This is a genomic window from Mycoavidus sp. B2-EB (assembly GCF_014218255.1).
Lineage (GTDB): Bacteria > Pseudomonadota > Gammaproteobacteria > Burkholderiales > Burkholderiaceae > Mycoavidus.
Genome location: NZ_AP021872.1, coordinates 641,976 through 667,806 on the forward strand (window position 1 = coordinate 641,976; position 25,831 = coordinate 667,806).

The following is a 25,831-nucleotide window of genomic DNA, read 5'->3' on the forward strand; positions in this document are numbered from 1 at the left end:
AAAGATACGCCAGCTTATAATGCAGAATACGGAGATGAGATTGGCCAGGCGCTCCGCTGTAATGGCATCCACCAAATCAATCCTACCTCAAACCCAGAACGCGTTAGAATTCTTATATGTTCTATTCATTCTTTGCTCTTATTTTTCTTGTACTGTCTTTAGGCGCGCGCGCTGAGGAGAGTAGGCAAGCTGCGTTTGACACACGCCAAGCAGCGCTTGATCAGCGCGCAGCTGAATTAGATTACCGCTACGCATTTGAGCAGCATCATTGCTACTCACGCTTTTTTGTTAATTATTGTCTTAACAAAGCCCGGGCAAAGATGCGCGCCGATAGCGCCGCGCTACGGAGTGATCAGTTAACGCTTGAGCGTGAAGTGCGCGCGCTGCGGGCACAGCAATATGCCGAACATTTAGCACAGCGCCAGGCGCAAGAAGCGGCTGCTTTACCGCAACGTAAAGTGCAAGAGCGCTTCAACCAGGCACGGTACGACGATAAACAGGCTGAGCAGCGGCGTAAGCTAGAGCAAGCGCGTTTGCAATCTGCACGCAGCGCGCAGCATGTGGCGCGCTATAACGCAAAGCAACGAGCGGCAAACCAGCGTAAAGCACTCCGCTCAGCGCCGCAGTAGCATAAGCCGGATGCAGATACCGCCCAATGAAACTGAGCCAGCAAGTGGCTGGATGACGCAACACACCGCTCAGCTTGAGCAAATGTTTGCGGCTGATGGATCGTTAGCGCGCAAGCTAACCGGCTATCGCCCGCGCGCCGCCCAATTGACGATGGCGCAAGCCGTCGCCGCTACAATCGAAAGCGGCACGCACAACGACAGCACATTGCTGGTTGAGGCGGGCACCGGTACAGGTAAAACCTTCGCTTATCTGATTCCTGCCCTTTTGTGGGGTGGCAAAGTCATTCTATCGACGGGCACTAAGCATTTGCAGGACCAGCTCTTTGCGCGCGATATTCCGTTGGTGCGAGACGCGCTGAGTGCCCCTGTATCGGTTGCGATTCTCAAAGGTCGGGCTAATTACATCTGCCATTATTATCTGCACCGCACCGCTCAGAGCGGCAGCTTGCCCACCCCGCAAGACGCTGTCCATTTACGCGAAATTATCCGCTTTAGCAAAATCACGCACAGCGGAGACAAAGCAGAAATAGCCCAGGTACCTGAGTCGGCTCCAATCTGGGAATCCGTCACCTCAACGCGCGAAAACTGTCTCGGTCAGGAATGTTCGCACTATAAAGAATGTTTTGTGATGCGGGCGCGCCGTGAAGCGCAGCAAGCTGATATAGTCGTGGTCAATCATCATCTTTTTTTTGCCGATATTATGTTGCGCGAAGGTGGGGTGGCCGAACTATTACCGAGCGCGAATACCATTATCTTTGACGAGGCGCATCAACTACCTGCCATCGCTACGCTCTTTTTTGGCGAGGTCACTTCGACTAACCAGTTTCTAGAATTGGCTAGAGATATGACGGCAGAGGGCCTTCAATCTGCGCGGGATGCGGCGGATTGGGTCGATTTAGGAGCGATGTTGAAGCAAGCTGCACGCGATGTACGGCTCGCCTTTGAGCCGTCAAACATTAAACTGCCATTGGCCCAACTCGCACCTGATCACCCTTTACATGAGGCGTTGGCTACTTTAACGGCTCAACTTGACACCTTAATCGTTACACTGGCGGCTCAAGCCGAACGGGCTGAGCCGCTTGCAGCCTGTTTGCGGCGCGCCTGTGAATTGCATGCTGCGCTGAAAAATTTTCAGACCATCGCGCCGGCTCAAACAGATAAAGTCTGCTGGGTCGAAGTTTTTGCATACACGGTGCAATTGCATATCACGCCATTATCAATCGCCCCGATTTTTGAGAAGCAGCGCGCGGGCGCACCACGCGCGTGGATTTTCACTTCGGCGACTTTGTCGGTGAAAGGGGATTTTAAACACTATGCCGCGCAAATGGGGCTGGCGGCAGACCGCTCAATGAGTTTACCCAGCCCTTTCGATTACGCTCAGCAAGCTTTGTTATATGTGCCGCAAAGCTTGCCGCAGCCCGCTTCGCCTAATTTTATCGATGCGCTTTGGCAGGCCATTTTACCTGTGCTTGAGGCAGCAGGTGGGCGCGCCTTTGTGTTATGCACTACGTTGCGCGCCGTCAACCAAATTGCGCAGCGCCTACGCACAGTCAGTCAAACGCGGGCATGGAATTTTCCATTATTGGTGCAAGGGGAAGCCAGTCGAGGAGAATTGTTGGAGCGTTTTCAGCAATCTGGCAATGCCATCTTAGTGGGGAGCCAAAGCTTTTGGGAAGGTGTGGATGTCCGTGGTGGCGCGTTGTCCTTGGTCATCATTGATAAATTGCCGTTCGCGCCACCGGATGATCCGGTGCTTGCGGCACGGCTTGCATTGCTTGAGCAACAAGGGCTGAGTCCATTTTCTGATTATCAATTACCGCAGGCGGTGATTGCCTTAAAACAAGGTGCGGGCCGCTTGATTCGGGCGGAAACAGATCGAGGCGTATTGATGATTTGTGATGCGCGTTTGGTGGATAAACCGTATGGGCGACGGATTTGGCAGAGCTTGCCAGCGTTTAAACGTACGCGTGACTTGAGTGAGGTACAGGCGTTTTTTGACGAAGCAGAGCATATGTGAATCATCCATGATTCGCGTATTCAAACCCCAATTCGTGCCGGGGCGGTGAAGTTTGCTTCGCATCGTTAAACTTTATTGTAGTAGCAAATTCTTTTTTGCTGCTTTTACTTCGGTGTTTTAAAGATAAAAGCACTGCTCTTTGTTTCTATCGATCTGATGTCATACAGCCTTAACCTCAGCGTGCTTTATGTTCAGCATGCTCTGTAAAAGGCTGATTCTATCAGCGCTGGATCTTCTCAGAAAATATCATGTTTACCAAGCCAATACGTTTACACTCTTTCCCCCCTTCTGCTAAAGAAGCGCATGCATTTCAAAATCGAAGAGGAAGTCAGTCATCACTTTCCAGTAGCGTTTTCGAAAGACTTAAAAATTTAGGGGGATTAATCAATAAGAAGGAAGATGAAGATGAGGCATCACCGGAAAGAATGGCTTTCGCTGATCGTCTATTTAAGCAAGGTGAGCGAGTGCAGTTCGAGCTTTTATGTAGGATAGGTGCAGAGCATGATGACCCTCATCTCATTGAGAAGGGGTTAGAAGCGCTAAGAAATATAGATGGAAATGAGGTATCAGAAAATCCAGAGCGGTTTGAGAGTTCATCTCATCCCATCAGAGAAAAGTCTGGTCTAGATTTTACTAAAACATGGTTAAAAGTTCTCAGGACTAGAGATAATAATGAAATATCACCAGCAGAAAAGAGCCGTGCTGAGCATATCGTTAAAATGGTTAATCAAGCGCAACAGGCGAATTTAATTAAGATGATTATAGAGAGCGATGATATAGATTTTATCAAGCAGATATTCAGACAGAGTGAATCAAACGAGGAAATACGAGAACTATTTTTTAATCATGATTATTTTTTGCTTTGTGCAGCTACTCGGCAAGCTACTATGAGCGACGAAATGTATGAGGCTTTATCTGGTTTTCGTCAACAAATGGATAAAACTAGAGCGCAAGATAATAAAGTATCTTTGCACTTGGCAACAAATTTATAAAGCGCCATGGCGCTTGACACACCACAGTAGTGAAACTCCAGAGTTTTCTAGTAACTCGCTTGGCTTATGCACACGGTCGTTAGGATAAAGAAAACCTTGACTCTACGCGCATCGTTTATTACATACCTATATCTACTTACATTAAAACCCGCAGTCCAGCGCATGCCTACTGCGGGTTTAATGTGACTTTTATGGCTAATGCATCAACGTATCAGAAGGCGTTTCCTGAAACTCTTTACGGTAACCATTCACCAACGTGGAGCGATTTTGCACCCCCCATTTCTCCGCCACATCGGCAATTGATGCCCCTGCCTCATTCAGCAGATCATTACGAATCCGCTCCATGCGTTGACGCCGGATGACTTCGGTCGGCGACAATCCAACATACGTTTTGAATGCCATTTGTAAGGCGCGCTCGGTAACGCCAATATGAGCTGCGACTTCGCGTACTGACAAATCGGGCCGACTTAAATTGCCCAACAAATAGGTGTAGGCGCGGCGATATTTACCCGGCAGGCGGGCACAGACATCATCTAACGGCGTATGAGCGGTATTGCGTACGCGTTGCTGAGAATGAAAATCTGCGGGCAAGCTGGCAGTGCGCATAGATTGCATTGCCAAGAGCGCATAACGTCCATAATGGTGCATGGATTCTTCAATCCGGCCAATTTGCTGACATGCTTTAGCCAGGCAGTAAAAATACTCAATATTATTGTGTACTACTGTATGGCGTAAACCCTGGCCAAAATGATTGAAATTCAGCAAGCTTTGCGCCAGGCGGGTGGCATCAGTCGCTAGCGCGGCAAGCGCAATTTCAACCCGGACCGTGCGTTGGTACAAATCCAATTCAGCGGCGTTAGCCCAATTTAAATGTGCTTGCAGTTGGTTGGCCACATCAGCCGAGCCGAGGGCGAAGGCATGAAGTTGGCGCAGATAATCAAGCCGGCGCGTTAATAAATCTGAGGTCATGACTTTGACCGGTAAACTCTCCAATGCAGGTGGCATAAAATTAGCTGCCGCCACTTGCCAATACACATGATCAGTCAGTTGAGGCGACTGCCGCAGTTCATACTGAACCGTAAAATCAAAATTGATCGTATGGACGAGCTGTTGCCAATCTTCAAGTTGTTCTCTTAAGGCAAGGGCGCGCATTTCATCCAGATACCGGTAGGCTTCGTTCAAGTAGCCCAGGGTATGCAGTATAAGAGCCGTGCCGGTTAGCGCTTCAAGCCGGTGTGGCACACTGAGTTCGCTTTCATTTAAAAGACGCGTAAAGCAACTCAGAGCAGTGCTGAAGCGATGCAAAAAGAAAGCTTGCCATCCGGTATTGCGGCAGGAGCGAATACGCAACACGGATTTGGAATGACGAATTAAGCGGCTTGATTTGCGCAAGCTTTCTTCTGCCTCTTCAAAGCGCCCGAGCGTGAGTTGAAAATCGCCGCTTATTCTGAAATCTTCGGACAAAATGTCAGCCGATACGCTGTGCCGCTCGCCGTCGGTACGCTTACCGGCAAACAGTAAAGCTTCGCGTACCTTAGCGTTAAACACCATCTCTTTGAGGGTGCTATTGGGTTCGTTGGTGCTGAGCACCGAAATCATTGGGAAATACACTGTCCAGAACATGTCATCTCCTAACATCGAACCTAGCGTCATGATTAAAGATGAAATCGGTTTTTATTCATCTCAGCTGGCAACGCTGCCTGACATAAACCATGCTAGACCTGAGCTAGGTGGAGATTTTCAAAAAATCTTTGTTGTTTTGTTTTGTTTAGAATTGGAGGGAGGAAAGGCGGGCTCCCGTAGCAGATGAGATGCTTCGCTATGGGAGGTAGACAGGGGTAGATAGAGTATTTCTGAGAATCAGTAAAGGGAGGGAGGTAGGTTTTTAGTTTCAGAGGTCACGCATAAAAATTCTTAATTTTGTGGTTTGTGATAACTTGGTTGATACTGCTGCGCTAGAGTATCATGTATTTCTTTGCTATATTTTGATGAACTTTCTGTATCACTCTGATCTGAATATTCCAATAAGTCATCATAAAATCCTTCAGGAGGGGGTTTTCTGAATATTTCTATGCCTCTTGATTTTAATTCAAGTATATATTCTTGATGGTTTGGATCATTTAATAAGCGCTGATTTATTTTTATAGGGGCGAGATAACTTAAAATTTGAAAATAAAAATCGCGCTCTTTTTCTGATAAATTTTTCATGAGTTTTGAGTGGGTGTTATTATCCATTGGTTTAACTTCATTCTGGTATAAATCATGAAGTGCTGCTTTATATAAATTAGAAATTTCTGATTTATGTGAGTTAAAAATTTGATTTTCTTGATTTTCTTGATTTTCTTGATGCGTTTTGCGTGTATAATATTTATTAGAAACTCTTATCATTTTAGAAAATGGGTCTTCATATTGTAGTTGGTTTTTAGATTGAGCCTTATTCTTTGCGGCCTGATTGATCGTGTTATTAGGTGCTCCACTTATAGGAGATGATGCTTTGAGCATAGAGCGCTGTTTTTTTCTTTCTACAGTGGTATCCGTCGGGGTTGGGCCTTGAGAGTTAGGTGAGGCTGTGAAATGGGCTTTAATCGTATTAATTATAGGTCTAAACATAGATAACTCCATAAATGTGATTTGAGTTTATGTAAAAATGAATAGCTTATTGATCGGTTTCAGCCATGTATGGTAAGTAATCTACATCATGTCAATGATAGGTATGCGAATAAATAAAGTAATTTGCGAAGGGGGAAATTAGAAATATCCTTGTGTGGCTATGGGAATCAATCTCATATTAATAATGATTTGTATGGGTTTTAATAAGGTTCGGTATTTTATTTTTGAAAGTATTTTAAATTTTTCTGTTTCACGATATCCTGGAAAATCTTTAGGAATTATAAGAAGTAGGCATGCTTTAAAAGTTAACTCTTGAAATTAGAAGAGTGCGAGGTTATCCGAATAGCGTGGTCGCTGGCAAAGATAGAGCCATTACGTTTGTTCAGGACGTAATCATGGGTTTTAATACGAGCTGAACTTTGGTCGCGCGCTTTGTTACGGTTGAGGAAATATAGGCGCGCGCATTCAGCTTATGAGGATTGATGTCCTAAATACGAGATCATCCGTGTCTGCTGCTAAGGTAATTTTCAAGTGATCCAAATTGAGAAATTGTTCGATTACACTCACTGGCGTACGGCGATCTGAGATTTGGGCTTATCAATTTTCGTTGTGTCGTCAAGTGGGTTTTATTCGTAAATTTTAGTTATATCGTCTGATATATAGTTATCCATCTTCTTTTCAAATTCTTCATCTGAAAGTGTATTTATGTCTGTTTCGTATTTGCTCTTGCTCGAAGGCGTTCCTAATTCTTGGGATGAGGTATTTTTGGCGGGCGGTATGGTTTTTTTGCTAAAATCAATTGGTGCGATAGTAACTTTTATTGGTATCGTTGTTTGCGTTTTATCATTTTTTATTGAGAAAAATAGACGGTTTGGGGAATTGCGTATAATGGTTTTGTCTGAATAACGTGGATTATATAAATGTCGGCCAGCGCTAATGTATAGGTTGATGCCTCTGGCCTCAATTTCTTTTCTGTACATTGTGTATTCGTCGCTATCCCATGATTTTTGATCAATTACAATTTCTTTTTTTTCTTTCAAAATTTTAAAATAATCATTAATTTTTATTTCTTCTATATGTTTTTTGTATATTTGATAAATACGATTTCCCCATGGGTTTACCGTGGGATTATCTATCTTGATATCTTTTAGTTCTTGCTCAAAAAGCATTGTTGCGACTTTAATAGGTGTTTCTTTTTTAGATTTAATTGTGCTGTTGCTTGCTCTCACAAAATTAATTGGAGTGTCAAAAAAAGGTTCTGTATTTTTTGTTTTTTGTGTTTTTTGTGTTTCTTTTTTTGGTATTTTATTATTTTCAGATAGATTTTTTATCTTGAAAGGTAATTTCAGCTTACTGAGTAGGCTAGAATGTCCAGTTGGTTTGGTTTGACTAGATGATTTTTTCTTGATTTCGCTTTGTGATGTGTTATTTGTATCCTCCATTTGAGCGGAGGTATGAGTTTTCCCGTTGACGTTTAACATAAATTGCTCCGCTAGTATTGAATGAGGGCGTGAATCAAAAAATCTGCGATTGAAAATACTCTGTACTAGTTATTTATAGTAGAGGGTATAGATTATGTCACTAGCACTGAAGCGAATAATTGAGATAGCTTACGAATCAAAATGAGAGGGCAGCTCACGCAGGGTTTTCTAGTGCGTGAGCTGTGAGTGCTACTTAGTAACAAAAACTCGCTACAGATGCGCTCGCACTAGCGCCAGACTTTTTTTCTGTTTGTATGGCTTCAAGTCGGTAACCAAACGCATAAATTGTCTTGAGCTGAACGCCCGAGGTTTCGTTCAGGTCCAGTTTTTTACGTAACTTGTAAATATGTTGCTCAAGCGTGCGGCCTACTATATCTTCGTAATTGCCCCAGATGGCTTCAGAAATCTGTTGTCGGCTTAAAAAATTCCCCAAATTTGAGAACAAAAGCCAGGCAATCGCAAATTCTCTTGAGGTCAGCCGAATCGCGTGGCCGTTGGCAAAGACTGAACCATTCCGTTTATCTAGCACGTAACCATTCGTTTCAATTTGAGCGGAACTTTGGTCGCGTGCTTTGTTACGGTTGAGCAAAATGTGGGCGCGTGCATTGAGTTCACGAGGGTTGACCGGCCCAAATACGACATCATCCGCGCCTGAAGCCAAGGTATCTTTTAAGTTATCCAAATTGAAAAATTGTTCGATCACAATCACTGGCGTACGGCGATCTGAATAACATTCGCGCCATGAGCTGAGTGGATGGTGCGATGCATATTGCCCGTGATTGGCATCAATCAGAATCAGGCTGAAGGTTTGTCGAGGAAGCTCGCGTACTAGCGCAAGATCTTCTGCAAATGATGAACAGATTACATTTTCACCTGCGAATGCATCGCAGACCAGCCTGAAGAGGCGCTCATTTCTTGTTAGCACAGCTACCTTCACAGTATTCTCCAGTTCGGTTCAGTGAACTCCATTAGCCAGAGCTTTTGGGGGCTATTCCTCGCGCCGTAGTAAAACGGTTCATTAATGTGTGGCGCTGTTGAAAATTTAATCCCGGCTATAAAGTCTTGCTGTTACCAGATGTTACGGGCTGCAATTTACTATAACTTGGGAAAAGTTCGGTTTCTAAAACATTCTTCGCTATAGGGGCTGTGGCCGTTGGCGTGACAATATTTTTTGATACATTGTTGTTCAAGATAAGCTCTGCGCCGCTGCTTTGAGTGGGGCTAGATTCATCCTCGAAAAGCTTGGTGAGCTGAGTGAAAGGGTGGAGCATTGAGAACATCAGCATATCGCCCAGCGGCGGGTTGCGCGCTGGGCGTGCCTCCCAGTGAGTTAAGTGAGCTTCGTATACAAAGCCTAAGCGTTCGACGCAACTGGCTGATTTGCCGTTGGGATCGCAGGTCACTTGTATGCGGTATACGCCATCCTGCCGGCTGGCCCATCTGAGGGCTTTGAGAAATATTTCTAGCGCTGGGCGAAAGCGTTTCATGCCCGCTTTTTGCGAGGTCATCAGACCGAACTCAATCCGTGGCAGCGTAGCGCGCATCTCGAGCACCCCTACAATTTGCTGGAGTTCTAGATCCTTAAGCGCCCACATATAGGCATGCCCATAATTCCAGCCGATAGTGCATAGGCGTATGTAAAGTCGGGTTTGCTCGAGGGAGGTGTGGGTGACCAGCGGTAAGTATTCTGTGACGCGTGGATCGCTTAGCAAATTATCGAATAATTGCTGTGCATCTCTCGGTTGGAATGGGTCAGCGGACATCTGATCAGTTTCGAAATGCTCGGGAGGGCAAAATGGGGACATAGAAGCTCCGTATCGATGGGGGATGACTTAAGCCGTACGACCAGGTTTGATTTATTGTTTTACATTCTTGCGGGGATACACGGCGGCAAGCGAATATAAGCATTGAACGGCGAAAAATTTAAGGCGAGGGGTGAGTGGACAGAGGAAAATCTAGGCGCGCAGGGGAGATCTTTCGTATTGTGTGCAATTGCTTCGCATTAGAGGTCGGCCGGAATGGCGCAGCGGTTTATAAAGCTAATGAAAACCACAGCGCTTATGTAGTCTGCATGATTGAGATTTTTAAGTGAGTCTACCCACTGAATTAATGAATGGAGCATATGATGTCTGGTCCCATCTCGTCGTTGTCAAACTCAACCTCATCGCAGGTAATAAACAATGGGCTTGGTACGGCGCACACTGAATCGACTCAAGATAGAACGAGTACCTCATCCAGCAAGCAGGTAGGACAATTAGCTGGATTGAGTGCGAATGTTACCTCCGGTAGGCCTCTGGATCGGCGTAATAGTATGCCAGCGCTCGGAGCAGGTTCAACTGGCGCGACTAGGCCGGGATTTGCAAAGTCTCCACGCCGCAGTAATAGTCTGTCGTCGATTGGAACTCATGCCGCGACTCTCGAGGATTTTAGAGCCAGGTTTAAGCAAGAAAAAACGGAGGCTTTTAAAATTGCAAAATCTGCCGAAGTAACGTTCACGCCGGCACAGAGAGTCGAAGCAGAAAAGATGATGGGACAGGCTTTTGTGCAGGCTATGGAGCAATTATCGAGTGAAGGTAAGTTCAATGCAAATCCAAGCCTGGATCTTTCTAAAGTCAATTTCCATGAGCTTTTAGGCGAAAAATTTCAAGAAATCATGAAATCGCCAAAAACGAACGAGGAGAAAACAACGGCGTTTACGCATGCATTACGTGAAGGTTTAGAAAAGCATATACAAAACGGTGCCGCCGAACTTAAGCCTGAGGCTGGAACGCATAAACCTGGTCAAACGCAGTATGCGCCTCCATTTGGCCCACCTCCGGGGGTGGCTCCACATGATTTCCATGCGCAGCAGCACCACGCGATGCAACAGATGATGCAGCAAGTCATGGAATTGCAATCCATGTATATGAACTTTGTCAGCAGCTTAATCCAAACCATGGCTGCAGTGTTAGATAAAGGGAATCATGCGATGGTGGCGGCAGCAAGTAAATAATGGCATTGCAAACCCTGTATGTGAACTTTGTCAGAAGCTTAATCCAAACCATGGTTGCAGTGTTAGACAAAGGGCATCATGCAATGACGGTGGTGGCATGTTGAGAATGGAGTAGGCTATGGATACGAGTATCTCACCTAGCATGGTTGAGTTGTCAAGGCCTGCTTTAGAGCGGACATACCGCTCGGATCCTAGTTTAGCTCCTGGGGCTGATGATAAGGCCCACGCTCTATCTCCGTTGCTGATTCCATTTTTTGAGTTGTCCAGTGCGAAACTCAGAAAACTGGCAATCTCATCAGGTTTTACTTGGAATCCTGCTCAAAATGTCTTGACTCAAGGGCATCATGTTCCTCATCTGGCGCAAAGGCGCGGGATGCGGGGCAATGCTGGATCAAATAATGGCTTATCTGCCGCCTATGCGGCTGATGAGTCACCTTCTTTATTTGAAGGAATCAATGGCCAGGTCCAAGATGCGGAAGCCGTAGAGCAATTTAATAAAGCTAAAATAGAAGCCGCACTTAAAGCCGCGGGGATAGACCCTACTGAATTTGGCGAAATCGAAGAAGTCACGCAGATAGAAAAAATGTGCCGCATGATGATGATGCAGCTTTTTTCGCAGTTAATGCTCGCATTGCCAAATGGCTATATGGCACAAATGACCGAGGCTGTGAGCCGAGACTTTGTGCAGAATGGTCTGCAGATGGGTCATGTCTCATTGGTCCCCTTTATAAGAGCGTAACCTGCCGGTCAGAAACGAGCGCGTTAGAAGCGCACTTTTATGCTCTAATCCATTGAAACTGACCAGCGGCAATTCCTTCAAACATTTCATCAGTCGATTCAAAGATGTTTTTCTGCCAGTAGCGCCCATGTTCCGCATAGTGAGTGAGCAAATCAGCGAGCCAATCGCCGGTTACATCATCGGTCATGACGACGCGCACAATTAAAATAATCCCGCCAGAATCTGGATCTAGGCCAAGTTGCGCTTGGTCTTGCGCATAAATCAGTAAATTAGCCTCAAGCATCAACCTGAATACGGTTAGAGTGCGCCCAGCGGTCACTGTGCCAAAATGAAAATTCAGATAAACGGCGTCAGGGTCTTCCTCGATATGCTCTAATTGCACGTCAAACCCTTCGACTTCGATTGAGCGGGTTTCGAGAACGTGCTGCAGGTCGGGTAACCCGACTGCTTGGCATAATTCGCCGAGTAATGATTCGTAACGCTCAACGCTCATGATCGGCTTAACCGGTAGTAGACTTCATGCAGCTGTGAGAAAAAACGATAGTATAAAGAATAATAAAAAACCAGCGAGAATTAAGTGGCCCCAATTCTCGCTGGCAAAAGCGCCATGGGGAGGTTGATCCCTTAATCGCGCCTTAACGAGCGGCTGACTTCATCGCTTCGCTGCCGGCCTGCACAACACCCGACAACGTCTGCATCAGACTGCTCTCGAAGTTTTCCTGCATAGACTGCCCGGCGAGTTGCATTTGCGCGTTGTGCATGCCACTCATCTTACTGGATGTTTGGCCGGCTTTTCCTAGCATTTGCCCCATATTTAAACCGCCCATTAATGCTGCTGCTGTACCCATGATTGACTCCTATATAAAAATAAAGTTGGATAAAAATTTCAAAGTGCTTTGCTTCGGTGTTGCTCTGTGCTTGGATGCTTTAAGTCAGGTTTAGCGTGCGCTACGCAACCCTTGCTCATAAAGTTTCTCAATAATGCGCTGGCCTGCCAGTATGCCTTGATACAATTTATTGAGGTTAGCTCGATCCAATGAATTCGCGCTGGCGTTGATCGCGTTAGCGATTTTTTGTGCAGTCACTTCAAAAGCCTGCACCAGTTCTTTAAATCGCGGCGCTTCGACCGCGCCAGTGATCAGTTTTTTAGGCAAAATTTGCAGGTCTTGCTTTAAATTTTGCAGTTTTTCATAGAGGTTATCGTTCATTTGAGCGTCTCCTATTAATTGGATAGAGGCAGGGCGGGAATGGGGGGGATACCTGGTATGGCGGATCCTGCGCTAGGTTTCACCGCTTTTGCCGGGACCGTTGGGGTTGAGTTAGCGCTAGCTACAGGGGGGGCTGAGCTAGGGTGGGCTTCGCTGGTTTCTTCGCCTGCGGCTTGCTCCGTGGCATAAATATGTTTGACGCCATCAGGTGTTTCTAGATATTTGACGTGGTCGCTCGAGAGGATGCCGGAATAGCGGCCGCCGCCATCTCCCGATGGCGCTTCAGTTAAAAATTGCTCGATTTGCTTGACGTTGCTAGATAAATCAGGGCGCAGGCGTTTAAGCGCGCTTTGAGCTTGCATAATATTGGGTACCGCGCCGGTTATCCTGAAGTTGCCAGCGCCGATGTACTGTACAGATATGCCTTCAATCCCGCCGAGTGCTTCGGCGATATTTTGTGCGACGTTACTCGCGACGTCATAATGCCGCGCGATCTCGCCATTACGCCCTAACCGGTCAGTAATTTTACGGACGGCAACATCGTCGGAGTTGTTGGCGACCATGCCGCTGATGACGACCATGCCGTCTCGTGGTGTCACTTGCAGACCTACCAGGCTCGCGGTTTTCAGCGCGTTTCTAGTGCGTTCAGCCAAGCTGCTGGCGGTCGGTGTAGGGGGGGGGCGTAAGCGCGCTTCGCTTAGCACGGCTGCGCCTAAAAGCGAGACGGTTAATAAAGTGGCGCCGATCGTATAACGGGCCGCTGGCCAACGTGATTTGACCGGCATGGCGGGGGCTTCAGGCGGGATGGGTTCATGCGCGGCAGGAGCCGGCGCCCATAATTTGCTGAGTAACTCCACATCGCTTGGCCAAAGCGCATTGTGCTCACCCAAGCAGAGTACGATACGACCGAATTGGAGCGGTGTGAAATCTTGCCAGTGCAGACCTAATGCACTCACGACGATCTGCGCCGCTGGCTCGGCATCTGTTTCAGCGTGCTCTAGGGGTAGGGTGGCGCCCGTTAGTGGCTCAAACTCTAGAATGATTTTGCCTTCTTCATCAAAGCTGAGTTGGGCGTTGGGTTGATCCCAGTCACTGAGGCGAATATCTGCTTCGTCATCTGCGCTAATGCGCATTGACACTGCGTCCAACTGAAGTTGGGCGCCAGCATGAAGTCCGGTCAGGATACGAAGAATTTTCATTGCCGCCGCATGGCTTAAGGGTTAAAGAAGGCGCTAAATATCTAACTCATATTTACTTGCAATTAAAGTAAATATGGCGGGTTCGTCAGAGCTTGTGGAAAATTTTGCGAAGCTAGATACAGCTACGCGAAGTCTTGTGATGGAGGGCTTTGTTTGAAAACATAGAAGTGGACTCAAGCGTTTTTTGCTTGAACTTCAAAGCCTCTTTTTTCGCGTGCGGAGAGGGCGCAGAGAATGCGGCTGCGATCCATGAGATGGCGGGTTTATCTCGCCTGAGAAGTCTGCCTAAGCTGCTGGTGCGGCTTTGGGCATAGACATGCGGCGGCGGTCCAACATTTCTTCGCGTGCTTTTCTTAATCCAGGTTTCAGCATTGGCGCAGGCATTAACCGGAGGGCTGCTAACAGATTTTTATTTTGCTCAGCGGGTGATATATCTTTCAGATCGCGTTTTTCTTTAGATGAGATTTGCATCAAGATTTCTCGGGCTTTAGCAAGGTTTGCGGAAGGGGGCAATGCTTTTACAGTATCGAATGCATCAGAATTTCTTGCCGGCGTGGATGTCTCTTCAGGAGACTTTTCTTCCTGCCGGGATAGCGCACTAACGCTAGACACTGGGGTGCTAGACGTGCTCGATTCGGAGTCATGATGATAGCTAAATCGAGTGGCCTTGCTATACCCCACTTTGAGTTTAGCTTTTGATGATTCGCTTTCTTTTTTACGCTTTTTTTGCTCTTGTTGCTCTTGGTGTGACTGCCCTCGACCTTGGCCGCCGCCATCGCGCGATACGGATAAATTCGGCGTGTTTATCGGTAAATGCTGATTGGCATTGAGTATCGGGTGATTGGCCTGCTCCGGCATGCGGCGCTGAGGCAAATTGCGCAGATTAGATGATTTACTAATCGGTGCACGAGACAGTCTGAAAAGTACGCCTTTGTATTGACCGAAACGCCGGCGTGCTTGGACATGATGATTCGTGACGGATCTTTCAGTTCGCTGCGCTTGGGCAGCTTGCTCCTCACTATTAATAGAAGGAGTCGAAGGTTTATGAATACGGTTCATTGTGGAAAGGCCATTAACATGGTTTGGTTAGCAAAACGGAGTAGGGATGAAGCTGCCCACGGCGCGCTAATAATCAGTGCAATGGTGACGGCGATGAGCTTGACGCCATGCGATATGCTGGGGTCTTGTAACGAGGTCACGGTTTGCAAGAATGTGATTAATAACCCTACTACGGCTGAGACTAAAATAATCGGCAGTGACAGATATAGCCCAAGGAGCATGCCGTCTGTGGTGAGCCGAATAATATTCTGGATTTCCATACAGTACCCCTTTAGCGATAAGTCAGAACAAGTCCGTGAATTAATACTGACCAGCCATCCATCACAACAAATAACAGAAGCTTGAAGGGAATGGCAATATTCGTAGGGTTAACCTGATTCAGACCCATAGCCATCAGTACATTGGCAATGATGATGTCTACTAGAACAAAAGCGATATACAGTAAAAAGCCAATTTTGAATGCATCGGTGAGTTCGGTGAGCGCAAAAGCGGGGGCTAAAATGATTAAGTCATTGGCTTTCAACTGCTCAGCCTCCGCTTTAGGCCATACGGCTGCTGCCGAGCGCAGAAAGAAAAATTTTTCTCGTTCGCGCGTATGCTTTTGCAAAAATTGCCGAAATGGCTCACGCGCGGCGCTGGCAATTTGTATCACTGCTGCGGTACTTTGTTGGGCGGTGGGTTCTGCCTGCATATTATGTAAGGCAGACATACCAATTGGCGCCATGACGTAGCACGATACAATCATCGCAATGCCGTTTAAGACCATGGTGGGAGGCACTTGTTGAACCCCCAATGCATTGCGCACCAGGCCCAGCACGACCACAATTTTTGTATATGAAGTTACAACCATGGCGACGAAAGGTAAAATGCCGATAGCTAGAATAACGAGTAATAACCCATTCAGATCAGTGAGTTGCATCATCGACCTCTGCCATTTGAGTAATCCGGATGCCAATATGTTCCCCAACCGCGACCATTTCTCCCAAACCGATCGTTTGGCCGTGCGTGACTAAGCGCACAGTCGCTTCAGCCAGAGGAATGGGCAATTCGAGCACGTAGCCAGGTTGGAGGGCGTTTAATTGCGCAAGCGAGAGATTAAGCGTATCAATCTCTAGCCGCACCGGCATTTCGAGTTGACTTAGATCGGTTGGGGTCTCTAAGTCGCCAGCAGCGGCAGTCGAAGGGGCGATTTGCTGAAGCATAACTGGCGTCTCCTGAAGAGTTAGAGTTTGATCTGTAAGCGAGCCGGTGACGGTAAGCGCCTTCATGCCGGAGGTGCCCCAAAATAATTCAAGCGCTACGGTTTCTGGATGAGGGGTGAGCAGTGTCTGATAGTGCGGTGTGATGCCATTCAGTAAAATATCGCCCGGTTTTAAGTTCTGCAGAACGCCGATCTTGACGGATTGAAGGCCCAGCAGCGCGTGGCCCGGGATGCGTAGGGCCGCAAATGAAGCACGTAAGGGTATGCGTTCACTCGCCAGTAGCGCTTCAAATAGGCTCAAGAGAGCGGTATCGAGCTGGTCAGCGGCAAGTCCAAAAAAAAGTTCGTGGTTTAAAGCGCTCTCTGCAGCATCGATATAACAGCGAAACCGCACAAACCGTTCGCGCGTGATCTCGTTTGCATTGTATTGAGCGAAGCTGTCAAAAGCAGCGTTTTGAAGTCCAGAGGCCTGTAATTTTTGCACCGCAGGCGTGAGCAGGGTTTCCGCGACTGCGCTGTACAATGCAGTCGCGGCCTCATCGGTAGCAGGTGGTTGGCTGGCGGCGACAATCTCAAGCGCTGGGTAAGGTGTCAGTTCAAACCAAACCGGAGTAGCCCCTGTCTCATGCAGTACCCGTAGTGAACCATAGGGCAAATTCTTAAGCGTGTGGCCCCCTGGTGGATTGTCAGAAGCAAAGCGCAATTGCTTTACGCCGGCTGTGTACGCGAGCCGACTGGCCAGCCGCGCATCAGCCATGAGCCGCGTCAAGCGTGCTCTGAGTGGCGTCATGCTAGGCAAGAGTCCTTGCAGCGGGCGGGCGGCGCTTTGCTCTGAGTGGGTAAACGTCTGTTTCATGGGACTTCAATGCCATGTAAACAACGGCAACGGCCGAAGGTTATCGGGTCCAGCGCTTTGGATGTCACCAAATAACGATGTTAACCTCACGCGCTGGCGTTCTTTTAGCCATTAATTCAGTCAATCGATGCTTAAGTGGTTCGCAATATAAGCAGATTAGTTCTTTCGTTGCGAGGTCAGCAATTTCAAAGCGAAGAGAAAGCGCGAAATACGAAAGAGATAAGAAAAGCGCGGTATTGGGTAACAATTCGGGTTTGAGAAGGGGGATTTGCATTTCCCAATGACCTGCGCTATGAATCGCCGGGTCGTTGCACAGTTGTGTGAGGCGGGATACAAGATAGGCAATCGGCCCGGTCTCTGGCAGCGATAGCCGCTTTGGAGCAAGAGGGGGCGTAGGTGGCGCGCTGAGCCAAGCCGAGGGGGACTCGGCGATAGTCGCTTCGTCGCTCGTTGGCGGCATGTCATCCAGGGGCGGCTCCTGGTCAACGGGGGTATCCGTAGGCGGCGGGTCTTCTGGGTCAAACTGAGCGAGCCGGGTTTCGGACTCTACGGGTTCTAGCAGAACCTCAGGTTGCTGCGTGCCGCGGCGCATCAGCTCAAGCCAGTTCAATTTGCGCCGCTGGCGCAGAGGATCTTTGCTGGTGGGCGTCTCGCTATATATGCGAATGGATTTTATATCGAGTCGGCTCACCATTGCTCTCTTTTACACGGAGATGCGCCCGATGGGTTGCAACTGGATATGCTCGCCCAGTTCCTGATACGAATAGACGGGTAGCCAACTGAGATGATTTTCGATCATGCGGCGGATATAGCGACGAATATCCATTGAGGTGACTAAGATGACATCATCGCGTGGCTCAGTGCCAGCGATGCGTTTAATTTTTTTAATAAAGTGTTGTACATGCTCGGGTGGCAGAGCTAAATAATTGCCCGTAGGGGTTTGTTTAATCGCTTGTCGGATATGTTGCTCAGCGGGAAGTTCAAACAGAATCGCTGAGAGTTGCTTCGCGCCCTTGCCTGCGCGATAGGCCATAAAGCTAGACAGGTCGCCGCGCACATATTCCGTTAATAACAGCAAATCTTTTTCTTTGGGGCCCCAATGGATCAGGCTTTCCATAATATTGCGCACATTGCGGATTGGCACGTGTTCTTCAAGCAAGCGCCGCAGCACTTCAGCAATACGTTGCGGCGGTAAGACTTTTTGCACCTCAGCCACAATGCCTGGATGACTCGTTTGTAGCTGATCTAGGATCCATTGGGTTTCTTGGATGCCAATGAAAAGATTCGCATGTTTGTACATGAGCGCAATCACATGATGCGCAATCACAGATTCAATGTTTCGAGTTTTGGTTTGAGAGCCAGCTTCGGCTGTGGTGAGCCAGTGGCTGGTCGCAAAGCCACCAATATCGGAGAGCGCCTCGCACTGTTCACGTACCTCTGGATTGCTTTCAGCGTCAAGCAGCATGACTTTGCCAACCGGAAGAGAACTTTGTATTTGCGGCACATCGTGCAGCAAAATTTCATAGGTTTGCGAGGATAAAGTTTCGGCGCGCCACATGGTGATGCCGGGAAAAGGCAGACCGAGTTCTTCTTGCAATTTCTTGCGTTCAGTATCAAACGCTTTTTCAAGCTGTTGCGGAGCCAGGCGCGCCGCTAAATCAAACGCTAGGCGGACTCCGACTGGGCTGGTAAAGGAGGGCGCATGAGGCAAAATAGAGGGCGCCGCGCCGCGATCACCGGCGCGTTGCATTGAAGGAACCGGTTCGCTATTGACCCCTTCTACGCGATTGAACTGGCGTCTGCTTAATTTATAGCCGGTGAGCGAGAGGATGATGGCAATTAATACAAAGAGTGCGGCTGGAAAACCCGGCACCAGGGCGAAGCCTAATAGTAAAAGGCTGGCAAGATATAAGGCGCGTGAGCTACTGGATAATTGCCGGCCGATTTCATCGCCGAGCGACTCAGCTTCTGGTTTCAGATCATCGGCAACGCGCGTAATAATCACTCCCGCAGCCACTGAGATGAGCAGAGAGGGGATTTGCGAGACCATGGCATCGCCAATCGATAAAACTGAGAAACGATTGGCTGCTTCGCCAGCCGCCATCTCATGGTAGGTGACCCCAACAATGATGCCTGCGATGATATTGATCAGCGTAATGACCAGGCCGGCTACGGCATCGCCTTTGACAAACTTCATGGCGCCGTCCATCCCCCCGTGGAGTTTACTTTCCATGGCCAGGGCAGCGCGCCGTTTGCGTGCCTCATCCGCATCAATTGCATTGGCGCGTAAATCGGCATCAATGCTCATCTGTTTACCGGGCATTGCATCTAATGTGAAACGCGCGCTGACTTCAGCCACTCGTTCAGAACCTTTGGCAATCACAATAAACTGTACGGTTGTAATAATAATGAACACCACCATGCCCACCATTAAATTGCCACCTACTACGAGTTGGCCGAAGCTTTCAATAATGTGTCCTGCATCTGCGTGCAGCAAAATGGATTTGGTTGAGGCAATATTCAGGGCGAGTCGATACAGTGTGGTGAATAATAAGAGAGAGGGAAACGAGGATAAAGAAACGATATTGGGGATATACATGGTCACCATCAAGAGCGTGACGCTGATGGAGATATTAATTGCCAGTAGGCCATCAATCAGCATTGGCGGCAGCGGCAGGATCATCAATGAAATAATCGCAATAATGAGGAGTGCAATGCCGACTTCACCAAATGCTGGGAGTTTTAGAGATTTAAACATAATCTTCAATGAATTGAGGGCGTTACGTTACGCTGTGCCGCAACACCTTCAACCCAACGCAAAATAGCCGCCACGACTTCAAATAATTCTTCTGGCACAGCACCTTGCAGTTGGATTTTATACAGCGCGCGGGCGAGCGGTGGGTTACTGATGATCGGTACACCTTCATCGCGGGCGAGCTTGCGTATCAGCGCAGCTGATGCATCCATCCCTTTAGCGACCACGATCGGTAATCCGTGTTCCTTGCGGTCATAGTAGATGGCCACCGCATAGTGAGTTGGATTAACCAGCACCGCGTTGGACGACTTAATCGCTTTCTTAAGGCTTGGGGAGAAAGCAATTTCACGCGCGATGGCTTTGCGTTCCGCTTTTATATGTGGATCTCCCTCCATTTCTTTGTATTCATTTTTGATTTCGGTTTCACTCATCCGGTGTTTACGCATGAAAAGCCAGATTTGTAACTTAAGGTCAACTAAGCCAATGATTAAAAAGAGCCCTGCTGCAATCGCACAGACTTTGAGCAGGACTTGCCATGACACTTGCAAGATGGTGATTAAAGGTTGCCCGATTGAGGCTGCAATCAAAGGCAGCACCATGAGGGTGGCTTTCCACATCACAAAAACAATTAAAACCGCTTTGAGCAAAGAGCGGACGAGCTCAAGTAAGGTTTTAAGAGAAAACATGCGTTGCAATCCATTGCCTGGATTAAGCGCATCAAAATTGGGTGTGACGGGTTCGAAAGAAAGCCCGAAACCGACTTGTGGCAATAGGGTTAAAACAGCGGTGAGGAGCGGGAACAACAAAAAAGGCAGAATCCCGTAAAGTGAGAAAATGCCAATTTTTTGTACTGCAATGAGCAAATTAACCAGATTGTGATCGCTATCGATAAAATCGAGTGCCACCATGATCATGCCTTGCACCCCTTTACTCAGTAGCGGCTGCATGGACATTAATAAAAGGAGGGTGACACACATCGTGACGGCGCCGGTCAAGTCGGTACTTTTATACACATCGCCGCGCTCGCGCGCATCACGCAGTCGCTTATCTGTCGGTTCTTGGTTTTTTTCTTCGCTCATACCTGACTCGCCGAGTATTTTCGAGATCGCGGACTAAAAGTGGCAACCTCGAAAAGTCTTGATGTATTGCGAGCAGCATAGCCGTCACGCGTCGCCCCCCGGAAAAGGATGCGAAAACGTGCATAAATTAAAGAAGGAGCTAGGCTTGCTGGAGCCTAAAGAGCGGCCGCGTTATTGGCGCGCGGTGCGCATATTATCTGGCAAGGGTAGACTAAAATTTGCTCTGAAAGGGTTAATATCAAGCCCACCACGGCGTGTATAGCGTGCATAGACGGCAAGTTGCGTTGGGCGGCAAATCTGCAGCAGGTCTATAAAAATGCGTTCAACGCATTGTTCGTGAAAGCCCGTATGCTGTCGATAAGACACTAGATAGCGCAATAATCCGGCATGCTCAATGGGGGGGCCCACATAGCGAATCTGAATGCTAGCCCAGTCAGGTTGGCCGGTGACGGGGCAGTTTGATCTCAGCAAGTTAGAGACGAGCGTTTCTTCTATCGCAGCTTGGTTAAAGTGCGCGGATAACAATTCAGGCGCGATTTGATAGTGTTCAATTTCAAGCTCAAGCCGATCGAGCAATATGCCATCCAATTCTTGCCGTGGCACGGTAGCGAAAGCCGCGGGTTGGGTCAGAGCAACCGACACGGGCATACCGCATAACGCGGATAGATCCTCGCCCATCAGAGCGCAAACCTGATCTGCTGAGGCAAATTTTGTTTGGGCAAATGAGCCCAAATATAGCTTAAGTGATTTGGATTCGACGAGATTCGGTGACTCGGCTGGAATGATCATGCGCGCAAGAGCAATCTGAGGTTTGCCGCCTTGATTTAACCATGATAGCTCATAAGCATTCCAAATATCGGCTCCCACAAAAGGCAAGGTTGCGGAGAGGCCCATTTGCTCGCGCATCGGCTGGCGCGCAATCGGAAACAGCAGTTTAGGATCGTACTGTGTACTATATTCGGTGGCTTGGCCAAGTGGGGATTGGTGCGGATTCATGCGTGTTTAACTTAAAAATAGCTGATAGGCGGGGTTTGCGCTTTCATCCCAGTGCGGTAGCCCAAGCATAACTAAAAACTGTTGGAATGCGTCAGATTCAGAGTCGGGTATTTGCAAACCGACCAAAATACTACTGTAAGTCCCGCCTTGATTACGATAATGAAAAAGACTGATGTTCCAGTTGGGGGCCATTGAAGATAAAAATTTCATTAACGTGCCGGGCCGTTCGGGAAACTCGAAACGGTATAAGCGTTCATTGCCAGCGAGCGGTGAATGGCCGCCGACCATATAACGAATATGTTGTTTAGATAGTTCATCACCGGTTAAATCGAGGCTTGTAAAGCCTTGCTGAGCCAAAGCTGTGCTAATGGATTCCCGTTCCTCGCGCTGACTGATTTGCACGCCGACAAAAATGTGCGCAGAACGTGCGTCGGCAATGCGATAATTGAATTCAGTTACGCTACGTTGGCCGATGACGGAACAAAAACGCTTAAAACTGCCTTGTTTTTCAGGAATGGTCACCGCAAAAACCGCTTCGCGCACTTCCCCTACGGTTGCGCGCTCCGCGACAAAACGCATCCGATTGAAATTCATATTGGCGCCTGAAGTAATTGCGACAAACGTTGCGTCTTTGCAGCCTGTGCGCTGAGCGTACATTTTAAGCCCAGCGAGCGCCAGCGCGCCGGCAGGCTCAAGTAAGCTACGCGTGTCTTCAAATATATCTTTGATGGCGGCGCATAGTGCATCTGTATTGACCAATATCACTTCATCGACATAGGCTTGGCATAAGCGAAAAGTTTCTGTTCCCACCTGTTTGACTGCGGTGCCCTCCGAAAATAAACCCACTTCGCTCAGGATAACTCGCTTGCCTTGAGCTAAGGATTGCGCCATGGCGGGTGAATCATCGGTTTGCACACCAATCACCTTGATTTCTGGCCGCAATGCCTTGACGTAAGCCGCAACCCCGGCAATTAAGCCACCGCCGCCAATTGGCACAAAAATTGCATCGAGAGGACCTTGGTGTTGGCGCAAAATCTCCATTGCCACGGTGCCTTGCCCAGCAATCACGTCGGGATCGTCAAACGGATGGACCAAGGTTAAACCGCGTTCATTTTGAATGCTTAACGCATATTGGTAGGCATCGCTAAACGAATCTCCGGTGAGAATAACCTCGACGGCTGAGCCGCCGTGAGTGCGCACCGCATTGATTTTGACCTCGGGAGTGGTGACGGGCATCACAATCACGGCAGGGCAGCCGAGTTGGGCCGCTGCTAGCGCCACGCCTTGCGCATGATTACCGGCTGAGGCGGCAAGCACACCGCGCGCGCGTTCCTGAGCTGACAAATGCACCATCTTGTTATAAGCACCGCGCAGCTTGAAGGAAAACACGGATTGCTTATCTTCGCGCTTAAGGTAAATTCGATGAGCGAGCCGCGCGGATAAGTTTCTTGCATACTCGAGCTCGCTTTCACGGGCTACATCATAAACGCGGGCGGTGAGGATCTTTTTTAGGTAATCAGGAGCAGACATATCAGTTTGAGGGCTGATGAAAACCCTCAATCATAGCGCTAAACTGCTTAAGTGTTGGCTTAGCCCATCTTTATAGTAAAATCGGCCGAAGTCAGTTGTTCAATTGAACTAAAAAAATTAAGGGGTAAGCCTATCAATTTGATCCTTATCAATTTGATCCTTATCGATTTGATAGACTTAGGTGAGTTAAATAATTATTAAATGTAGTCAAAAAAACGAGGGGGGAATTAGATGAAATCATCTAGGGTTGCGATCATTCTATGCTTAAGTGCGGTTGCTTGTGGAGGAGGGGATGAGTCCGCGTCTGTTCCAGTCCCAGCTAAGCGGGATGCTAGCATATCTTCAGCCTTGCCGCTGCCGGATATATTTGTAGATCCGCCGCTAGTGCGCAAGAATTTCGCCGAAAAGAGCTTATTGGCATCTGCTGCCAAGAATAATCCTTCTTTTATCGGTTCTTCCGATAAAAGAGCCAGCGATTCACCTCCTGGCTTGCATCCGCTGAGAATTGTTGTGGATTTAGCGCCAGCGATTGAGCATTCCGCGGGGTTGAATGGAAACCACTCGAGCTTATTAAGTCCTGTTGCTGAGAATGTGGGTTTTTATACACCTCCTCTCTCGCCTAATCCAGGCGCTTTGGGGGGGCAATCTGCAGCGAGTATGGATTTTGTAGGGTCACCTGCAATGCCAGATGAAAATCGCCGAAGCTTATTAAAGCCTGTTGCTGAGAATGTGGGTTTTTATACACCTCCTCTCTCGCCTAATCCAGGCGTTTTGGGGGATCAATCTGCAGCGAGTGCGGATTTTGTAGGGTCACCTGCAATGCCAGATGAAAATCGCCGAAGCTTATTAAAGCCTGTTGCTGAGAATGTGGGTTTTTATACACCTCCTCTCTCGCCTAATCCAGGCGTTTTGGGGGATCAATCTGCAGCGAGTGCGGATTTTGTAGGGTCACCTGTAATGCCAGATGAAAATCGCCGAAGCTTATTAAAGCCTGTTGCTGAGAATGTGGGTTTTTATACACCTCCTCTCTCGCCTAATCCAGGCGCTTTGGGGGATCAATCTGCAGCGCGTGCGGATTTTGTTGGATCGCCTGCAACGCCAGATCTTGAACTCTTTCCCAGTGAGTCAGCAATCTCTCCTGTCACACCCCGGCCAAATCAGAGTGAGCGTTCCGAAGAGGGGCTTGAGAGGCTGGCTGAGAAGTACCGGGATTTCTCAAAGCTGAGTGACGAGAACCCTAATCCTCGAGCAGACCTTTCTAGTGGCTCAGCCACGCCCGGGCTTGGTATTTCTATAGGTCAACCTCTGAAAATAGAGGATTTGAATGGATCTCCCCAGAGCTCGTCAAATCCTGCGGCCAGACATCCTTCTGCGCTTACTATCCCTGTGAATGGATTTGCTCCAGCTAGCCCTGGGCTTACTCCGACGAAGAGGTATTCGGGAGCATGGCCATCAGACTTGACCAAAAAATTAATAGGAATGCCTTCTGACTCAGTGAGCCCTGTATCTGATCGGACCCCATTTTTGGGGAGGACGAATTCCGCAGCATCGCCATTAGAATCACCTAGCGCTGTGTCTGCTTCGACAAAGAGGAACTCTGGCGTATGGCCGTCAGACTTGACCAAAAAATTAATAGGATCACCTACTGATTCCTCTAGTTCCGGGTCCGATATGACCCCGCTTTGGACGAAGGGGGGGGTGAGACCATGGTCTATTGTGACTAATAGTGCAGAGCAACAGACAGACTTGATTACGGTTCATTCTTCTTCTCCTACTGCATCCAGGAGATTAGCAGAAGCATCCCCGATCTCACCGACTTCTGAATTTAGACCTTGTATAGCTCAGTATTTGGAGCCTACAAATTTGGCAGAGTTGCCTAAATTTTCTTATTATTTTAATCAGGGCGCTGATGCACTAGAAATTAATAGTAGTCAGTTAGGAGATAGAGATTATAACCACATATTTTTTGATTATTATTTTTTCTCAATTCACAATCCTAGCCAACAAGTAAAGTTAGGCGTGTATCTTAAAAGTTTATATAAGTGGAATTTTATTGATAAGGGTTTTTCGGAATTTAATCTCAGTAACTTCCCAAGAGCTGAAACCAGCGCGGCTAGATTGGTTTTGGTAATGACTAATTTTGATTTTGAAAGTCAATTCGACGGCGTTAGAAATACTTGGCAAAGAAAAGATTATGATTTTGATTTTCCGATATTATTCCGTCGTTTTGAAGATAATGCATGGTATAAGTATGTATTGACCGGTAATCAATTCTCATGGAAAAAAATAGACATTGATCATTTTGATTATTGGCTTGGGCAGGGTACGCGCTTCGTTTCCTTTACTGCGGATGAATTTGAGGCCGCGCGGGCAGAGGGAGAGAGATCTTGTTTGACGCAAATACAAGAGGAAAGCGCGGAGTCCGGTAATCTTGATGAGTAATCAGAGCGCAAGAAAAAGTTATTAGGCGCGCAGTAAAGGAATGTAT

At 47.8% G+C, this 25,831-nt stretch carries 24 protein-coding genes; 6 read left to right on the plus strand and 18 right to left on the minus strand.

The window, feature by feature from the left end; translation table 11 throughout:
• Positions 1-116 precede the first annotated feature (116 nt).
• The 3 genes from MPB2EB_RS02975 to MPB2EB_RS02985 all read left to right on the plus strand — a co-directional run bounded on the left by MPB2EB_RS02975 (position 117) and on the right by MPB2EB_RS02985 (position 3,638).
• Positions 117-629 (plus strand): hypothetical protein, encoded by a 513-nt coding sequence (locus MPB2EB_RS02975; protein WP_185182374.1) that lies wholly within the window; start codon positions 117-119, stop codon positions 627-629.
• 10 nt (positions 630-639) lie between these two features.
• The gene (locus tag MPB2EB_RS02980) at positions 640-2,646 is read left to right on the plus strand and encodes an ATP-dependent DNA helicase (protein WP_185182632.1); all 2,007 of its coding nucleotides are present in this window, start codon (positions 640-642) and stop codon (positions 2,644-2,646) included.
• 248 nt (positions 2,647-2,894) lie between these two features.
• The gene (locus tag MPB2EB_RS02985) at positions 2,895-3,638 is read left to right on the plus strand and encodes a hypothetical protein (protein WP_185182375.1); all 744 of its coding nucleotides are present in this window, start codon (positions 2,895-2,897) and stop codon (positions 3,636-3,638) included.
• A gap of 195 nt (positions 3,639-3,833) precedes the next feature.
• On the opposite strand, the gene MPB2EB_RS02990 is transcribed toward MPB2EB_RS02985, so the two are convergent.
• The 5 genes from MPB2EB_RS02990 to MPB2EB_RS03010 form a co-directional block, all read right to left on the minus strand.
• A complete protein-coding gene (locus MPB2EB_RS02990; RefSeq protein ID WP_185182376.1) occupies positions 3,834-5,291 on the minus strand; it encodes an AraC family transcriptional regulator in 1,458 nt (485 codons plus the stop codon).
• Between the two features lie 261 nt (positions 5,292-5,552).
• Positions 5,553-6,260, minus strand: a complete 708-nt coding sequence (locus tag MPB2EB_RS02995) for a hypothetical protein (protein WP_232534476.1) — start codon at positions 6,258-6,260, stop codon at positions 5,553-5,555.
• Between the two features lie 614 nt (positions 6,261-6,874).
• A complete protein-coding gene (locus tag MPB2EB_RS03000; protein ID WP_185182378.1) occupies positions 6,875-7,729 on the minus strand; it encodes a hypothetical protein in 855 nt (284 codons plus the stop codon).
• Positions 7,730-7,922: 193 nt separating this feature from the next.
• Positions 7,923-8,654 carry a response regulator transcription factor gene (locus MPB2EB_RS03005; RefSeq protein ID WP_185182379.1) on the minus strand — a complete coding sequence of 244 codons (732 nt, stop codon included), beginning with the start codon at positions 8,652-8,654 and terminating at the stop codon, positions 7,923-7,925.
• A gap of 127 nt (positions 8,655-8,781) precedes the next feature.
• The gene (locus MPB2EB_RS03010; protein WP_232534477.1) at positions 8,782-9,534 is read right to left on the minus strand and encodes a GNAT family N-acetyltransferase; all 753 of its coding nucleotides are present in this window, start codon (positions 9,532-9,534) and stop codon (positions 8,782-8,784) included.
• Positions 9,535-9,854: 320 nt separating this feature from the next.
• Between MPB2EB_RS03010 and MPB2EB_RS03020 the strand changes: the two genes are divergently transcribed.
• Together MPB2EB_RS03020 and MPB2EB_RS03025 are read left to right on the plus strand one after the other, a co-directional pair.
• Positions 9,855-10,721 (plus strand): hypothetical protein, encoded by an 867-nt coding sequence (locus MPB2EB_RS03020; protein WP_185182382.1) that lies wholly within the window; start codon positions 9,855-9,857, stop codon positions 10,719-10,721.
• Between the two features lie 118 nt (positions 10,722-10,839).
• Positions 10,840-11,460 carry a hypothetical protein gene (locus MPB2EB_RS03025; protein ID WP_185182383.1) on the plus strand — a complete coding sequence of 207 codons (621 nt, stop codon included), beginning with the start codon at positions 10,840-10,842 and terminating at the stop codon, positions 11,458-11,460.
• Positions 11,461-11,497: 37 nt separating this feature from the next.
• On the opposite strand, the gene MPB2EB_RS03030 is transcribed toward MPB2EB_RS03025, so the two are convergent.
• The 13 genes from MPB2EB_RS03030 to ilvA form a co-directional block, all read right to left on the minus strand.
• Positions 11,498-11,953 (minus strand): CesT family type III secretion system chaperone, encoded by a 456-nt coding sequence (locus MPB2EB_RS03030; protein ID WP_185182384.1) that lies wholly within the window; start codon positions 11,951-11,953, stop codon positions 11,498-11,500.
• Positions 11,954-12,095: 142 nt separating this feature from the next.
• The gene (locus MPB2EB_RS03035) at positions 12,096-12,308 is read right to left on the minus strand and encodes a hypothetical protein (protein ID WP_185182385.1); all 213 of its coding nucleotides are present in this window, start codon (positions 12,306-12,308) and stop codon (positions 12,096-12,098) included.
• Between the two features lie 90 nt (positions 12,309-12,398).
• Positions 12,399-12,668: a hypothetical protein gene (locus tag MPB2EB_RS03040; RefSeq protein WP_185182386.1), complete on the minus strand. Its 270-nt coding sequence runs from the start codon at positions 12,666-12,668 to the stop codon at positions 12,399-12,401.
• A 14-nt stretch (positions 12,669-12,682) separates the two neighbouring features.
• Entirely contained in the window at positions 12,683-13,867 is a 1,185-nt protein-coding gene (locus MPB2EB_RS03045) for a hypothetical protein (RefSeq protein ID WP_185182387.1), read from the minus strand.
• 285 nt (positions 13,868-14,152) lie between these two features.
• Positions 14,153-14,926 carry a hypothetical protein gene (locus tag MPB2EB_RS03050; protein ID WP_185182388.1) on the minus strand — a complete coding sequence of 258 codons (774 nt, stop codon included), beginning with the start codon at positions 14,924-14,926 and terminating at the stop codon, positions 14,153-14,155.
• Positions 14,923-15,186, minus strand: a complete 264-nt coding sequence (gene sctS / locus MPB2EB_RS03055; protein WP_185182389.1) for a type III secretion system export apparatus subunit SctS — start codon at positions 15,184-15,186, stop codon at positions 14,923-14,925. The genes MPB2EB_RS03050 and sctS overlap by 4 nt, the downstream gene beginning before the upstream one ends.
• Before the next feature lie 11 nt (positions 15,187-15,197).
• Positions 15,198-15,848, minus strand: a complete 651-nt coding sequence (sctR, locus tag MPB2EB_RS03060) for a type III secretion system export apparatus subunit SctR (protein ID WP_185182390.1) — start codon at positions 15,846-15,848, stop codon at positions 15,198-15,200.
• Positions 15,832-16,983: a type III secretion system cytoplasmic ring protein SctQ gene (gene sctQ, locus MPB2EB_RS03065; RefSeq protein ID WP_185182391.1), complete on the minus strand. Its 1,152-nt coding sequence runs from the start codon at positions 16,981-16,983 to the stop codon at positions 15,832-15,834. Before sctQ ends, sctR begins: the two co-directional genes overlap by 17 nt.
• A 64-nt stretch (positions 16,984-17,047) precedes the next feature.
• Positions 17,048-17,677 (minus strand): type III secretion system protein SctP, encoded by a 630-nt coding sequence (gene sctP, locus MPB2EB_RS03070; protein WP_185182392.1) that lies wholly within the window; start codon positions 17,675-17,677, stop codon positions 17,048-17,050.
• Between the two features lie 9 nt (positions 17,678-17,686).
• The gene (sctV, locus tag MPB2EB_RS03075; RefSeq protein ID WP_185182633.1) at positions 17,687-19,744 is read right to left on the minus strand and encodes a type III secretion system export apparatus subunit SctV; all 2,058 of its coding nucleotides are present in this window, start codon (positions 19,742-19,744) and stop codon (positions 17,687-17,689) included.
• A gap of 2 nt (positions 19,745-19,746) precedes the next feature.
• Positions 19,747-20,817, minus strand: a complete 1,071-nt coding sequence (gene sctU / locus MPB2EB_RS03080) for a type III secretion system export apparatus subunit SctU (protein WP_185182393.1) — start codon at positions 20,815-20,817, stop codon at positions 19,747-19,749.
• 171 nt (positions 20,818-20,988) lie between these two features.
• Positions 20,989-21,813 carry an NADPH-dependent 7-cyano-7-deazaguanine reductase QueF gene (queF, locus tag MPB2EB_RS03085; protein WP_185182394.1) on the minus strand — a complete coding sequence of 275 codons (825 nt, stop codon included), beginning with the start codon at positions 21,811-21,813 and terminating at the stop codon, positions 20,989-20,991.
• A 6-nt stretch (positions 21,814-21,819) separates the two neighbouring features.
• Entirely contained in the window at positions 21,820-23,343 is a 1,524-nt protein-coding gene (ilvA, locus tag MPB2EB_RS03090) for a threonine ammonia-lyase, biosynthetic (RefSeq protein WP_185182395.1), read from the minus strand.
• Between the two features lie 657 nt (positions 23,344-24,000).
• On the opposite strand from ilvA, the gene MPB2EB_RS03095 reads away from it, so the two are divergent.
• Positions 24,001-25,785, plus strand: coding sequence for a hypothetical protein (locus tag MPB2EB_RS03095; protein ID WP_185182396.1), 1,785 nt, complete (start codon positions 24,001-24,003; stop codon positions 25,783-25,785).
• The last annotated feature ends 46 nt before the right edge of the window (positions 25,786-25,831 follow it).